Here is a 13492-nt window from a genome sequence, read left to right as displayed (position 1 = left end):
ATCTGCGGCCTGATTTCAGTAAGCCCGCCGATAATGATGCCGACAAGCAGCGAATTCAGACTGCACTGCTCTGATTTTTAGCTCGCTCAGATCTACCGCGGCGGCCCTGGCGCGCGATCAGGTCGGTTTTCAGACTCTCCAGAAAAACCGCGGCTGCGACCGGAAGCTGGCGATTGCGGCTGGTACCGATCACCAACCTGCCGCGCAGGTTGCGGTCGATCAGCGGGATCGCGACCAGTGCACGATTGGCACGCGCGCCGATTTCAATCTGAAAGCAGATCGCCTGGCTGCGCGCCGCCATCGTCTGCATCACGGCGACCGAATTTCCGGTCACGACCGGGCTGAGCGATAATGATGAGCCTTCGGTGGCGGAATCGAGCAGGCGACGACCACCCAGGCTTTCATCGCCGAGCAGTATGGGAAATGGCAGGCAATCGCTCAGCCGCAGCCTGTCATGGCCCGCCAGCGGATGATGGCGCGCCATCATCGCCTGCAGGCTCTGCCCCGCTTCGGCAACAATCGCAAAACGGCGGTCTGCCGGCGGGTTAAAGGCATAGCCGATATGGGCTTCCTCACGCACCACCGCGCCGACCACCTCCTGGCTGCCCATGACATCGACAACGAAAGTCACGCGCGGGTGGCTGGCCTGAAAGGCCGCAATCTGTTCGGCAACCACCCCGGACACCGCCTCGATCACCGCGAGATGGATATGCCCGCGCCGCAGCCCCCGCAGTTCCTCGATCTGCGACAGCGTGAGGTCGAAGTCATGCGAGGTGCGGCGCAGATGGCCGAGCAACAGCTCTCCGGCACTGGTGAGCCGCACGCCGCGCGCCAGCCGCTCGAACAGTTCGACGCCCAGTGCCTGTTCCAGATCCAGGATATGGCGGTTCACCGCGGATGAGGCGATGCTCAGGTCCGAGGCGGCCTTGCGGATCGAGCCGAAGCGGGCCACCGCCTCAAAATACGTGAACGCCCGGGCACGCGGCAGCTGTTTCATACTTGCGCAATCGCGGCGATCAGGCCGCCGCCATCGGGCCCCTGATGCTCGGCGCCGCCCGAAACGAAGAGTCTGGTGTCTCCGGTCACGCCGGCGACCAGGCCACCGACGGCGCCACGGATATGGCGCTGCGCGTTGATATCCGTGTCTTCCAGCATGGTGTGGCGCTGGCCGCGGATCTTGCCGGCGCGGGCCGGTTCGCATTTGACGAAGACCGCCCTGAGGCGCGGGGCATCCTGCGCGGAGACCTGCGGCAGCGCGGGAATGCCGAGGTCCGCCAGCGCATGACTGACAGCGCCGATATCCAGTGCATCCTGCATCACGGCATGCGAAACCTGCAGGTCGCCGGACCAGGCTGCGCTGTTGCCCAGCACGATGACTTCATTGGCCTCAATCTCGACACCGGATGAAATACTGGCGCGGGAAGAATAGATGCCATAATCAGCGAACATCGCCACCTCGCTAGCTGCCGCGGCCGTGGTTTCGCCCAGGGCGAGAGCAACGCCAAAGGCGCCCGCCACCCTGGCATAGGCCATCGAGCGCCCCGGATCGGCGGTCAGCACCTGCGCGCCGCGCCGCGTCGCCTCTTCGGCGCGCGGCAAGGTCACGCAGGGTGTCTTGACCTGCACGAAATGCACATCCTCTGGATTCTCGAGGCCGGCATCCGCCATCGCCGCCTGCACAGCCGTAGCCACCGCATCTATATGTGCCTGGCGCCCGATCTGTTCCGGCAGCATGGGCACACTGAACGCCACGCCAATCGCAAGCCGCTTGCCATCGGGCTGCGCCGATGCCGGGGATCTGGCAAAGACAGTATAATGTGGTGTCAGCACGCCTTCAGTGCCGCCCGAGAGAATGCAAGGGATGCTTGCGATCACTTGCGGGATATCCAACTTCAGCTTCCCTGCCATCAGGGTTGCAAAAGCCAGGGTGAAATAGCCGCGCGTGAAATCATTCACACCGCCATTGCCTTCGGTTTTCCCGATCACGGCAATGACATGCGACGGATCGAGGCTGCCGGACTCGAAGAGCGCAGCGAGTTCGGACAGGTCGCCCGGATGACTCATGGTCAGGCGATAGACGGACGCTTGCATGATGACTCCTTTGATCCTGCGAGTAGCAAGTCCTGTACCGGCAAAAATACGTGGAGGCGAAAGCGTCCTCGCCCAAATAATGGGCGCGGCATGCCCTGTTGCAGGCTGTTGCCAAACGATTGGTCAGTACTGCCGCCATCAAACGCGGCATAAGCACCGCGGGCGTACCGCTTCGGCAGGAATTCGCGCTGGCATGACGATTGCAATTCTTCGACAGCACGTTTGCAGACGAACAAGACCGCTGACCAAAGGTTCCGCTGCCATGCGAGGCACGATCACCGGCTTATTTCATGTCGCAATCAAGACCGGCGATCTTGCAATGACGCGGCGTTTCTACTGCGACGTTCTGGGTCTGGCAGAAGTCGCACGGCCGGATTTCGGCTATCCCGGCGCCTGGATTGCGGTACCGACGCCGGTCGGTGAAGCCATCATCCACATCTATGCTGGCGGCCCTGCCCTGGGCAAAGACGGCGTGGCACCGCGCGGCACGGCGGCGATCGACCATCTGTCACTGACCGCGATCGGCTACCACGACTTCATAGCCCGCATCCGCGACGCTGGCCTGGAATGGCGGGAATTCCTCGTTCCCGGCACCACCTACTGGCAGCTTTTTGTCTATGACCCGAATGGTGTCCAGCTTGAGCTGACCTTCGATGGCCGCGCCGAAACTGGCGCACCGCCCGATATGTCGCCGGCCCGCCGCTATGCCGCCGGCACATCTTTTTTCGATGCTGCACAATACGAAATCGCCTGAACCACGCATGGAGCCAGAGATGAAATATCGTCGTGATATCCTGAAAACCGCACTCCTTGCCACGGCGGCGCTGGCGACCGCCATGTGGAGCGCGGGGGCGATGGCAGCCGACAAGGTCAAGGTCGGCGTTTTCCCGGTTTCGTCTGCGCTGCCGTATTTCGTCGCGGCCGAGCGCGGCTATTTCAAGGAGCAGGGTATCGACGCCGAAATGGTCAAGCTGATGGGCGCGCCACCGATCGTGCAGGGCATGCTGACCAACGACCTGGATGCCGGCGCCAACCTGGTGACCGTCGACGGCATGAACGGCAACACGAAGAAAGAAGGCCTGCTCTACTACATGTCGCTCTATGGGCAGAACAAGTTCGCGCAGATGGAGCAGTTTGTTGCCAAGAACGGAATTGACGCGAAGTCGGTCAAGGACCTCAAGGGCACGGCCAAGAAGATCATGTCGGCGCCGGGGGCAGGAAACATGGCCATGGCCCGCGCGGTGCTCGGCGCGGTGGGCATGAAGGAAGGCACGGATTATACGCTGACCGAACTTGCGATGAACCTGCATGCCGACGCTATGAAGGCGGGCACCTTCGATGCCGGATATACGCTGGAACCGAATGCCACCGTGATGAACAAGAGCGGCGCTGCCAATACGGTTGAAGCAGGCGTGGTGTCGAAATACATCATCGGCCGCGAGGAGGCCTATGCCTATATGGCGGGCGGCGCCATCACGGGCAAGATGCTGAGAGAGCGTCCTGATGTCGCGCGGCGCTTCACGGCGGCCTGGCGCAAGGCGTTGAAGGATATCGAGCAGGATCCCACGACGCGCGAACTGCTGAAGGGCAACACGTTCACACCGCCCGAACTTGCCATGACCATTCCGCTGCCGCGCATGATGATGGTCGACCAGCTTTCGGCACAGGATAAGAAGGACTTCCAGAAGGTCATCGACTTCACCATCGAATCCGGTGTGATCAAGGACAAGATCGATACCTCAAAGTATCTCGTGAGCCCTGACCGGAAAGCCGCAAGCTGATGCTGGCAGGTGCAAAGGCAGCGATCAGGCTGGTGAAGGGCGAACCGGTGGCTGCCTCGGCTGCGGCGCATTCGCAGCCACAGGAACCCTCTTATCGCTGGTTCCCGCCTGGCACACACATCACTGTGCGCGGCCTGTCGAAACGGTTCGGCGACAGCCAGCTCTACCAGAACTTCGATCTCGACCTGCCGCGCGGCAAGGTCGTGTCGGTGTTCGGCCCCAATGGCTGCGGCAAGAGCACGATCATCAACATGATCGCCGGCCTGATGCCGGTGGATGCAGGAGAAATTCTCTTCGATGGCAAAACCATCGAAGAAACCCGCATCGGCTATGTCTTCCAGAACTACCGCGAAGCGTTATTCCCCTGGCTGCGCGCCATCGACAATATCCACTATCCGCTCAAGCTGATGAAGCTGAGCCGGCGGGAACGCGAAGAACGCGTCGAGCGCCTGCTGTCGCGCTTCCAGGTCAAGATCGACTTCAACCGCTACCCCTACGAGTTGTCCGGCGGGCAGCAGCAGACCGTGTCGATCATGCGCTCCCTGGTCATGGAGCCAGAGGTCCTGTTCCTCGACGAGCCCTTCTCGGCACTGGATTACGAGATGACCTTGTTCATGCGGGACCAGATGCAGAAAGCCTTCATGGAAACCAATACCACCATGGTGATCGTGAGCCACGATCTCGAGGAAGCTGTCTATCTGGCCGACTATGTCCTGCTGCTGACCCGGCGCCCGACGCGGATCGCCGACTTCGTGGAGGTTCCGCTGCCGCGGCCACGCAGCGCGGATACCTTGTCCGACCCGAAATTCGTGCAAATCAAGAGCCATTGCCTGGAGATTTTCCGTCGGGAGGCCAAGCTGTGACCGCTGCTGCGAGACTGCAGGCCTTTGCCAGCCGGTGGCGCCCGCTGATCGGCGTCGTGCTGCTGGTCGCCGTCTGGTGGCTGGCAACAGTGCTGAAGGTTGCCGATCCCGTACTGCTACCGCCGCCGCAGAAAGCGTTGCAGGCACTCATCGATGGGCTGGTCGGCGGCCCGCTGCTGTTTGATTTCGGCCAGACGATCTACCGCACCGTGCTGTCCTTCCTGATCGCATCGGCTATCGCCATTCCTCTGGGGGTCATGCTCGGCGCGGCGGAGAAACTGTATCGCTCGGTCGAATTCGTGATCGATTTCTTCCGTTCCACCCCCGCTTCTGCGGTATTTCCGCTTTTCCTGGTACTTTTCGGCGTTGGCGACAAGACCAAAATTGCGGTGGCCGCCTTCGGCGCCTCCCTGGTGATCCTGTTCAACGTCGCCTACGGCGTCATGAATGCCAGGAAGACAAGGGTGCTTGCCGCCAAGGTGATGGGGGCAAGCCGGCTGCGCGTGCTGGTCGATGTCTATCTCTGGGAGTCCCTGCCCCAGACTTTCATTGGCATGCGCAATGGTATTTCTCTGTCGCTGGTCATCATTGTCGTTGCCGAAATGTTTATTGGTTCAAGCAACGGCATCGGGTATCGCCTGATCGAGGCGCAGATGCTGTTTGAAATGCCGACCATGTATGCCGCGATCTTCGCCGCCGGCGCCCTGGGCTACGGCATGAACTGGGTATTCCTCACCATCGAGAAAACCTTTGTCCACTGGGGCGGCAAATGACCAGACGCCGCAAACGCATCGTCATCGTCGGCACCGGGGTCGCCGGCAGCATCATGGCGGATGGCCTGCGCAAGCTGGAGAATGCCGAAGTCATCTGCCTTGAACGGGCCACGACCGAAGACCACGCGGAAGCGGGAACCGGCCTCAATGTCGGTCCGAACGCCATCAAAGCGCTGACGCTCTATCACCCAGAGCTCGCGCGAACGCTGCTTGCTGAAAGCCTGCCCTGGGAAAGCTGGCGCATCGAACTCACCGGTGGCCGCGAACTGATGCATTTGCCGTTGCGTGAAGTGGCAGACAATCCCGGCGTCCGCATCCGATGGGCGATGTTGTACCAGCTGCTGCGCCAGCCGGTGCGTGATTGCGTCCGCTTCGGCGTCGAAGCCGCTGCGGTACGGTATGCCCGTGCCGGTGAAACCGGGCCGATCGTGCTCGAAACGGTCGATCGCGACGCCCGCACTGACAAGATCGACGGCATCGACCTGCTAGTCGGCGGCGATGGCCGCTACTCGAAAGTGCGGCAGGCCTTCTGGGGCGCGCCCAAGCCGACCATGATCGGCGTCTGCATCTTCCGCCTGCTGCTGAACGAAGCCCGTCCTGACCTGGTGGACGACTATGGCCAGTGGTTCAACGGCCCCAACCGGCTGCTCGCCTTCCGCGTTCCGGGCGACAGCACCTATATCTCTGGCTCCTTCCCGATCCCGCTCGACTCCGATGTTTCCGACGACATCAAGAATGCAGACAGCCTGAGGCAGCTATACACGCCGCCGGAAGGGCTCAGCGCGAAATGCGCATTCCTTGTCGACGCCATCTGCAACAATGTCGCGCATATCCACTGGGCCCGCCTGCAGGAAGCACCGGTGGAATTCTGCGATCGACACGGACGCATCCTGCTGCTGGGCGACGCCGCCCACCCGATGGTGCCCACGCTTGGACAGGGCGGCACACAGGCCATCGAAGATGCATGCATCGCGCTGGACGAACTGCGACGCGCATTCGCCGCCCCGGGCGAAGCCGACATTGCCGCCGCGCTGCGGCGGATCGAGGCGCGCCGGTTGCCGCGCGTGCAGTTCGCCGCCGGCTTTTCGCGGGATGCCACCGATACGATGCTGGCCGGCGCCGACCCGGTGACGGGGACGCTGGCGAAAACCTCGCCGGAATTTCGCGCGAAGCTGGCGCGGCTTTACAGGGATGTCTCGGCCGCCTGACGGCGCAGCCGCCGCCACACGGCAGACCCGGGGTCAGGAGGCAGTGATGTTGACCACACGACAGAAAACCTTGCGTAAATTCTGGTATGCAACGGTCAAACTTGACGACCTGCGATCTGGCCCGAAGCCTTTCCGGCTGATGGGGGAAGACATCGTGCTCTTTCTGGATGCGGCCGGGCAACCCGCCGCACTGTCAGATCGCTGCTGCCACCGCACGGCCCGTCTGTCGAAGGGCTGGTGCGAGAATGGCAATATCGTCTGCGGCTACCATGGCTGGACATATGATCGCAGCGGGCAGTGCATTCGCATTCCGCAATTCCCTGACAACAGTGCCGTCTCCGGCAATCTGAAAACCACGGCCTACCGCTGCCGGTCGAGCTTCGGGTATGCCTGGGTCGCGCTCGATGAGCCGCTGGCGGACCTGTTCGAGATTCCCGAGGACAGCAACCCGGCTTACCGTCGCATCGACCAGTTCTATGAAACCTGGAACTGCGCGCCGTTACGCATGCTGGAGAATTCCTTCGACAACGCGCATTTCTCCTTTGTGCACAAGGCGACATTCGGCCAGTTCGACCAGCCGAAACCGGAAAAATACGAGATGCAGGAAACCGACTACGGTTTCTATGCCGAATCCATCGTGCCGATCGCCAATCCACCGGCGGCGCACCGCGTCACCGGCACCACGGAGCCGACGACCACGCGGCATATGCGCAATCACTGGTACATGCCCTTCTGCCGCAGGCTCGACATGGAATATCCCGGCGGCCTGCGGCATATCATCTTCAACTGCGCCACGCCGATCGACGACGACCGGATCCAGCTGGTGCAGTGGCTGTATCGCAGCGACCGTGAGGAGGATTGCAGCACCCAGGAACTCATCGACTGGGACGCAGCCATCACCAAGGAGGACAAGGATATCCTCGAGGCAACCGATCCGGACGCCTGCATCGATATCTCGCGCCGCGTCGAAGCTCATATGCCTTCGGACCGCGGCGGCATCATCATGCGCAAGCGGCTGCTAGAGCTCATGCGGACTCATGGCGAGGGCGAGATTCATGGAGGACTGCCGGTAACCCGCGAGATCGCCGCGGAGTGAATCCGTTTCAGCGACCATTGCGTGTGCCGGCTACCGCCTCCTACAGGCTGCGTATCATGCCACCGTCAACGCGTAGCTTGCTACCGGTGATATAGCCGGCACGCTGGCTGGCCAGAAAGGCCACCGCATCGGCGAATTCCTCCGGCCGGCCATAACGGCCCATGGGAATCGTCGCTTGCGAGGCCTTGGCGATCTCGTCACGGCTCTTGCCCTGTTTCGCCGCCGCGGCCCCATCCAGTTGATCGACGCGGTCGGTATGGATCCGGCCGGGCAGCACAAGATTCACCGTCACCCCTTTGGGCGCGACTTCTGCCGCCAGCGTCTTCGACCAGCCGAGCACCGCCATGCGCAGGCCATTCGACAGCGCCAGATTTGGGATGGGCTGTTCCACGCCTGAAGAGGCAATGGTAATGACACGTCCCCAGCCCCGCTCCAGCATTTTCGGCAGCAGGCAGCCCGTGAGATGAAACAGGTGGCCGGCCATGGCAGAAAACTGTTGCTGCCAGAGATCAAGCGCGATCTCGGCTGCCGCGCCTGGCGGCGGCCCACCACTGTTGTTGACGAGGACGTCAACCCCGCCCGCCTGCAGAAGGCGGTCAACCAGCCCGTCGACCGATGCGCGGTCGGAAAGGTCGAGTTTTTCTGCCGTCAGACGCGCCGCCACGGACGCTTCTTCGGCGGCGATCCAGGCCCTGGTATCCTCGATGCTGCGCGCCGCCGCAATCACCGTGGCGCCCTCGCGGGCCAGCACCTTCGCGCAAGCTGCTCCCAGACCCCGGCTGGCGCCCAGCACCAGCGCGCGCTTTCCGTTCAACCCCAAATCCATCAGCCGATCTCCTGCAGGCGCCTGGTCTGGCGCGCGATCATCTTCTCGGTTTCGGCAATATCCAGGGCGGACAGCTTCGGCCCCGGTTTGCGCAAAGCGGCAGACGCAATGACACCACGCTTCTGCAGCACATATTTGCGGATGGCGAGCCCGGGCCCCGGCTGCTGTTCATAGCGCGCCAGCGGCAGATAGGCATCGAAAATGTCGCGGGCGCGGTCCGGCTTGCTGGCCTGATAGGCTTTGACGACCTCAGTCATCATTTCGGGATAGGCGAAGCCCGTCATCGCGCCATCGGCGCCGCGCTCCATCTCCTCGGGCAGAAAGACGCCGCCATTGCCGACCAGAATGCTGACACGGCGCAGATCGGTCATGGCGCGTAGCGCGCTCAGCTTGGCCAGCCCCGGCCAGTCTTCGTGCTTCAGCATCACGCAGGACGGCAGGGCCTTGATGATCCGGGCGATCACCCCCGCCGTCATATGCACATTGGTCGATTGCGGGAAATCCTGCAGCACAAATGGAACGCTGGTGCCGATGGCCTCGGCAGCATTCTCGTAATAGGTGACGATCTGGTCGTCGGTCTTCAGCGTGCCAGGCGGTGCGATCATCACTCCAGCAGCGCCATCATCCATCACCGCCTTGGTCAGCTCGGCCATCGAGGCGAAACCGGGGCTGGAAGCGCCCACCACCACGGGGGCCTTGCCGTTCAGGCGCTTCAGCACGCGCTGCACGAAGCTGCGCGATTCCGCCATGGTCAGCTTCGGCGCCTCGCCCATCATGCCGAGCAGGGTGAAGCCTGTAACGCCCTTTTCCACATAGAAATCGACCATGCGGTCGGTACTGTCGAGGTCGAGCACGCCGCTGTCGGTGAAGGGCGTGACCGAGATGATGTAAACGCCCTTGGCGGATTCGTCGAGTTTGGCCATGTCAGGAGAACCTCTTGTGGCGAGAATCAGGATTGGAGCAGTTTGCCCGGATTGAGAATGCAGGCGGGATCGAACAGCTGTTTCAGGTCATGCATCATCTGCAGCGCCACGACGGACTTGTAGCGCGGCAACTCATCGCGTCGCAGCTGGCCAACGCCGTGTTCGGCGCTGATGCTGCCGCGATAGCGGTGCACCAGGTCGTGCACCAGCGCATTGAGTGGCCCGGTCAGGGCATAGAAGGCATCGTCATCCATCTGCGGTGCGCGCTGCAGGTTGTAATGCAGGTTGCCGTCGCCGAGATGACCGAAGACCAGGAAGTTCAGCCCCGGATAGGCCGCTTCGACCACGCGCTCGCAATCGTCCATGAAGGCCGCGAGTTGCCCGATCGGCAGCGCAATATCGTGCTTGATCGTTTTCCCCGCACGGACCTGGGCTTCCGAGATGCCTTCCCGGATGCGCCACAGCGCCTTTGCCTGTTCGCCGCTCTGGGCAATCACGGCATCTGTCGCCTCACCCGCCTCGACAGCCGCCGCCAGCAGGTCTTCCAGCAGTCCGGCCAGATCCGCCTCGGCGTCGGTATCGCTCAGTTCGGCCAGGGCAATGGCCGGCGGTGCCGCCGCAAACGGCGCGACGGCGCCGCTGGCGTGCTTCAGCACCAGGTCGACACAGTTGCGCGTCATGAATTCAAACGCCGTTAGCCGGTCGCCGGCACGAGCTCGTAAGCGTGTGAACAGCGCCAGCGCAGCAGCGCGCCCGGGCAGCGCGGCCATCGCGGTCACTTTGGCGGCGGGCGCGGCATACAGCTTCAGCACAGCGCCGGTGATCACGCCGAGCGTGCCTTCGGAGCCGATGAACAGATCACGCAGGTCGTAGCCGGTATTGTCCTTGCGCAGGGCCTGTAACCCATCCCAGATGCGGCCATCGGCCAGCACCACTTCCAGGCCAAGCGCCAGTTCGCGCATGTTGCCATAGCGCAGCACGGCAATGCCGCCGGCATTGGTGGCAAGATTGCCGCCAATGGTGCAACTGCCTTCGGCACCCAGGCTGAGCGGAAAGAAGCATCCGGCATCGCGCGCGGCCTGCTGTATCGTCGCCAGCACGCAGCCGGCATCCACTGTGATCGTATTGCCGACCGGATCGATCTCGCGGATGCGGTTCATGCGCGTCAGACTGAGAATCACCTGCGCGCCGCTGCCGTCTGGTGTCGCACCACCGGCCATGCCGGTGTTGCCACCCTGGGGAATCACTGTAACGCCGGCATCATTGCAGCAGCGCAGAACGGCAGCGACCTCGTCCGTGCTGCCCGGCCGCACCACTGCCAGCGCCACGCCACGGTATTTCTTCATCCAGTCGACAACATAGGCCTGCTGATCGCCTGTCGAGGTGAGAACGTGAGCAGCGCCAACAATGCCGCGCAGCCGTTCGAGGACATCCGTCATTTACGTCTCGCTCTCCATTCCTCGGGCGTCATGCGCGGAATCTCGAAGCGGTCTCGCGTGCGGATATACCAGCCGGCGCCATGCATGCGGCCTACAAGGTCCAGTGCATCTGGATCGACATGCAATTTGTCGTCGATGGCGTTGTCGGCCACATGCAGATGCAGGATTTCGCCGGTGACCAGACTGCGATTGAAGGGCAGCGGCACCGTGTTGAACAGCCGGCATTCGAAACTGACGGGTGATTGCGCAATGCCCGGCACCGCGACCTGCTTCGAGGGACGCGGCGTGAATCCGGCTTCGTCGAATTCGCTGACGCCTTCCGGGAAATCGATGGCACTGGCCACCATCGGCAGGGCCATCGCATGGCTGACCAGGTTCACGACGAATTCGCCGCGCGCGAGGATGTTGCGCGCGGTATCCTTATGCGGCCTGTCTTCGCTGCGCTTGTTGCCCTCGATGCCGAACACCAGCAGCGGTGGCGCATTGCTGAAGACGTTGAAGAAACTGAAAGGCGCCGCATTCGGGCTGCCGTCCTCGTTCAGTGTCGAGACCAGCGCAATCGGTCGCGGCATCACCGTGCTGACCAGCAGCTTATAGATACGGTCGGGCGATAGCTCGGAGGCAGCGATATCCATCGCGGCTACCAACCCAGGCGTACGCGGCCTAATGCCATCGTCGCCGCCGCCTGGGTCGGTTCGATCACCGGGATGCCCAGCGCGTCCTGCAGCGGGTCACGGAACACCGCCATGCCGGCGCAGCCCATGACGATAGTATTGGCCTGACGTTCGTCGCGCAGACGCTTACCCGTGTCAATCATGCGCTTGAGCGTGCGCTCGCGGTCAGCGAGTTCGGCCACCGTGAGACCAATGGCGAGTTCGCCGGCCAGACGGTCGGTGACGCCCATCGCGCCCCAGAGCCGCAGGTGACGCGGGATCGAGGTTTGCAGAATGGCGATGACGCCGAAAGCGTGGCCCATGGTGAGGGCCGTCAGTACGCCACATTCGGCGATACCCAGCACCGGGCATTTCACGGCCTCGCGCACCACATGCAGGCCAGGATCGCTGAAACAGGCAATGACGAAGGCACTGGCCTCGGCTTCCAGCGATTGCGCCAGTCGCGCCAACGGCAAAGTCACGCTCTCCACGTCATGCTGGCTCTGGACCCCCGGCGGGCCCTCTTTCAGCGTCAGGGCACGGATCGCCGGGCCGCCGGCCATGCGCAGGGGTTCCAGCGCGGCATCGATGCCGGCCGTCACGCCTTCGTTCGAATTCGGATTGATCACAATGATTGTGGATGTCATCGCGGCCTCCAGGAGTTGCGGCCAGTCTATGTCACTCCGCGCGCGCTGGGAGTGGCATGCTCCTTGCGTATTTGTCTGGCACCCTTAACGCGATGTTATGGGATGACCGATTTTTGGTGCATCATGCGATGACCATAAAACGGCGCATGGGAGGCGCGTATGTCCTTGAATCTCAGGCAGATTGAAGTTTTCCGCGCCGTGATGAGCACCGGCTCGATCAGCGGTGCTTCAAAAGTGCTGCATGTCTCGCAGCCGGCAGTCAGCCGTCTGCTGTCCTACACCGAAACCCGCGTCGGCTTTCCGCTATTCGAGCGCATCAGGGGCCGGCTTTACGCAACCCCTGAGGCGAAACGCCTGTTCCGGGAAGTCGACCATGTCTACCTGGGCGTGCAGCGCGTCAACGAAGTCGCGCATTCGCTGGCAGAGCGCCGCCAGGGCGCTTTGCATATCGTGTCCAGCCCAAGTATCGGCCATGTGCTGATTCCGCAGGCAATCGCCCAGCTTTGCGAGAAATATACGGACGCGAAAGTCACCTTCAATTTCCTCAATTACGCGCCGCTGCAGGAGCGCCTGCTGAACCACCAGGCCGATATCGGCGTGATCAGCACACCGATCGACCATCCCAACCTGGAGACCAAACCGCTGGGCCAGAGTCCGGTCTGCTGCGTCTGCCCCGAGGATCATCCGCTGACGCGCAAACCCATGCTGTCGCTGGCCGATCTGGCCGAATATCCGCTGATCGCCTATGACCGCGACACACCCTATGGCCGCATGGTGGCGCAGATGTATGACCGCGCCGGCCTGCCGCTGAGAGCCACCATCGAGGTCGGCTCACCGCAAAGCGCCTGCGCGCTGGTGCAGGCTGGTGCCGGCGTGGCGCTGATCGACGAATTCTCACTGCACAACTGGCCGAACGGCCATCTCGTGTCGCGTCCCGTCTCAGACGCGCCGGTGATGATGGCCAACCTCGCCTTCCTGCGCTTCGAGCCAATGTCGCAGCTCGCGCAATCCTTCGTGAAGATTTTGCGCAAGCTCATGGCCGCCAACGGTTTTTCGCTGCAGGAGGACATGCGCGAAGGGGCGTTACGGCACTGACCGCCACTGCCGCCGGTCGCCCTTAACATGATGTTAAGGGCGGATGACAAACCGGCATGCGACATTCTGGTGCTGCATTGCGAGAATTTTTGTCGAA

14 protein-coding genes are annotated in these 13492 nt (G+C 62.5%); 7 read left to right on the top strand and 7 right to left on the bottom strand.

What is annotated here, in order from left to right:
* Positions 1-55: 55 nt before the first annotated feature.
* Together FNB15_RS10195 and atzD are read right to left on the bottom strand one after the other, a co-directional pair.
* A complete protein-coding gene (locus FNB15_RS10195) occupies positions 56-997 on the bottom strand; it encodes a LysR family transcriptional regulator (protein ID WP_144068598.1) in 942 nt (313 codons plus the stop codon).
* Positions 994-2091, bottom strand: coding sequence for a cyanuric acid amidohydrolase (gene atzD, locus FNB15_RS10190; RefSeq protein WP_144068597.1), 1098 nt, complete (start codon positions 2089-2091; stop codon positions 994-996). Before atzD ends, FNB15_RS10195 begins: the two co-directional genes overlap by 4 nt.
* 262 nt (positions 2092-2353) lie before the next feature.
* Here atzD and FNB15_RS10185 point away from each other — a divergent pair, with 262 nt between their 5' ends.
* Genes FNB15_RS10185 through FNB15_RS10160 form a run of 6 tightly spaced genes read left to right on the top strand, consistent with a single transcriptional unit; the run spans position 2354 to position 7812 of the window.
* Positions 2354-2845: a VOC family protein gene (locus FNB15_RS10185; protein WP_144068596.1), complete on the top strand. Its 492-nt coding sequence runs from the start codon at positions 2354-2356 to the stop codon at positions 2843-2845.
* Positions 2846-2864: 19 nt separating this feature from the next.
* Positions 2865-3872, top strand: a complete 1008-nt coding sequence (locus FNB15_RS10180; RefSeq protein WP_185973803.1) for an ABC transporter substrate-binding protein — start codon at positions 2865-2867, stop codon at positions 3870-3872.
* Positions 3872-4735 (top strand): ABC transporter ATP-binding protein, encoded by an 864-nt coding sequence (locus FNB15_RS10175; RefSeq protein ID WP_144068594.1) that lies wholly within the window; start codon positions 3872-3874, stop codon positions 4733-4735. The genes FNB15_RS10180 and FNB15_RS10175 overlap by 1 nt, the downstream gene beginning before the upstream one ends.
* Positions 4736-4791: 56 nt before the next feature.
* Positions 4792-5508 (top strand): ABC transporter permease, encoded by a 717-nt coding sequence (locus FNB15_RS10170; protein WP_221932789.1) that lies wholly within the window; start codon positions 4792-4794, stop codon positions 5506-5508.
* On the top strand, positions 5505-6716 hold the full coding sequence (locus tag FNB15_RS10165; protein WP_144068592.1) for an FAD-dependent oxidoreductase: 1212 nt from the start codon (positions 5505-5507) through the stop codon (positions 6714-6716). The genes FNB15_RS10170 and FNB15_RS10165 overlap by 4 nt, the downstream gene beginning before the upstream one ends.
* Positions 6717-6762: 46 nt before the next feature.
* On the top strand, positions 6763-7812 hold the full coding sequence (locus FNB15_RS10160; protein ID WP_144068591.1) for an aromatic ring-hydroxylating dioxygenase subunit alpha: 1050 nt from the start codon (positions 6763-6765) through the stop codon (positions 7810-7812).
* Between the two features lie 40 nt (positions 7813-7852).
* On the opposite strand, the gene FNB15_RS10155 is transcribed toward FNB15_RS10160, so the two are convergent.
* Genes FNB15_RS10155 through FNB15_RS10135 form a run of 5 tightly spaced genes read right to left on the bottom strand, consistent with a single transcriptional unit; the run spans position 7853 to position 12300 of the window.
* Complete coding sequence (locus FNB15_RS10155; RefSeq protein WP_144068590.1) at positions 7853-8638, bottom strand: SDR family oxidoreductase; 786 nt, start codon at positions 8636-8638, stop codon at positions 7853-7855.
* A complete protein-coding gene (locus FNB15_RS10150) occupies positions 8638-9561 on the bottom strand; it encodes a dihydrodipicolinate synthase family protein (protein WP_144068589.1) in 924 nt (307 codons plus the stop codon). Before FNB15_RS10150 ends, FNB15_RS10155 begins: the two co-directional genes overlap by 1 nt.
* Before the next feature lie 26 nt (positions 9562-9587).
* On the bottom strand, positions 9588-11000 hold the full coding sequence (locus tag FNB15_RS10145; protein ID WP_144068588.1) for an FAD-binding oxidoreductase: 1413 nt from the start codon (positions 10998-11000) through the stop codon (positions 9588-9590).
* The gene (locus FNB15_RS10140) at positions 10997-11635 is read right to left on the bottom strand and encodes a flavin reductase family protein (RefSeq protein WP_144068587.1); all 639 of its coding nucleotides are present in this window, start codon (positions 11633-11635) and stop codon (positions 10997-10999) included. Before FNB15_RS10140 ends, FNB15_RS10145 begins: the two co-directional genes overlap by 4 nt.
* 5 nt (positions 11636-11640) lie before the next feature.
* Positions 11641-12300: an aspartate/glutamate racemase family protein gene (locus tag FNB15_RS10135; protein ID WP_144068586.1), complete on the bottom strand. Its 660-nt coding sequence runs from the start codon at positions 12298-12300 to the stop codon at positions 11641-11643.
* 159 nt (positions 12301-12459) lie between these two features.
* Between FNB15_RS10135 and FNB15_RS10130 the strand changes: the two genes are divergently transcribed.
* The gene (locus FNB15_RS10130; protein ID WP_144068585.1) at positions 12460-13395 is read left to right on the top strand and encodes a LysR family transcriptional regulator; all 936 of its coding nucleotides are present in this window, start codon (positions 12460-12462) and stop codon (positions 13393-13395) included.
* Positions 13396-13492: the final 97 nt, after the last annotated feature.

This window comes from Ferrovibrio terrae (assembly GCF_007197755.1).
GTDB lineage: Bacteria > Pseudomonadota > Alphaproteobacteria > Ferrovibrionales > Ferrovibrionaceae > Ferrovibrio > Ferrovibrio terrae.
The sequence above is the reverse complement of the archived record's forward strand: the minus strand, read 5'-3'. Positions and strand labels throughout refer to the sequence as shown.

Bases quoted from the DNA above. Each gene is read 5' to 3' on its own strand.
- FNB15_RS10195 (WP_144068598.1), bottom strand. From the start codon at position 997: ATGAAACAGCTGCCGCGTGCCCGGGCGTTCACGTATTTTGAGGCGGTG.
- atzD (WP_144068597.1), bottom strand. From the start codon at position 2,091: ATGCAAGCGTCCGTCTATCGCCTGACCATGAGTCATCCGGGCGACCTG.
- FNB15_RS10185 (WP_144068596.1), top strand. From the start codon at position 2,354: ATGCGAGGCACGATCACCGGCTTATTTCATGTCGCAATCAAGACCGGC.
- FNB15_RS10180 (WP_185973803.1), top strand. From the start codon at position 2,865: ATGAAATATCGTCGTGATATCCTGAAAACCGCACTCCTTGCCACGGCG.
- FNB15_RS10175 (WP_144068594.1), top strand. From the start codon at position 3,872: ATGCTGGCAGGTGCAAAGGCAGCGATCAGGCTGGTGAAGGGCGAACCG.
- FNB15_RS10165 (WP_144068592.1), top strand. From the start codon at position 5,505: ATGACCAGACGCCGCAAACGCATCGTCATCGTCGGCACCGGGGTCGCC.
- FNB15_RS10160 (WP_144068591.1), top strand. From the start codon at position 6,763: ATGTTGACCACACGACAGAAAACCTTGCGTAAATTCTGGTATGCAACG.
- FNB15_RS10155 (WP_144068590.1), bottom strand. From the start codon at position 8,638: ATGGATTTGGGGTTGAACGGAAAGCGCGCGCTGGTGCTGGGCGCCAGC.
- FNB15_RS10150 (WP_144068589.1), bottom strand. From the start codon at position 9,561: ATGGCCAAACTCGACGAATCCGCCAAGGGCGTTTACATCATCTCGGTC.
- FNB15_RS10145 (WP_144068588.1), bottom strand. From the start codon at position 11,000: ATGACGGATGTCCTCGAACGGCTGCGCGGCATTGTTGGCGCTGCTCAC.
- FNB15_RS10140 (WP_144068587.1), bottom strand. From the start codon at position 11,635: ATGGATATCGCTGCCTCCGAGCTATCGCCCGACCGTATCTATAAGCTG.
- FNB15_RS10135 (WP_144068586.1), bottom strand. From the start codon at position 12,300: ATGACATCCACAATCATTGTGATCAATCCGAATTCGAACGAAGGCGTG.
- FNB15_RS10130 (WP_144068585.1), top strand. From the start codon at position 12,460: ATGTCCTTGAATCTCAGGCAGATTGAAGTTTTCCGCGCCGTGATGAGC.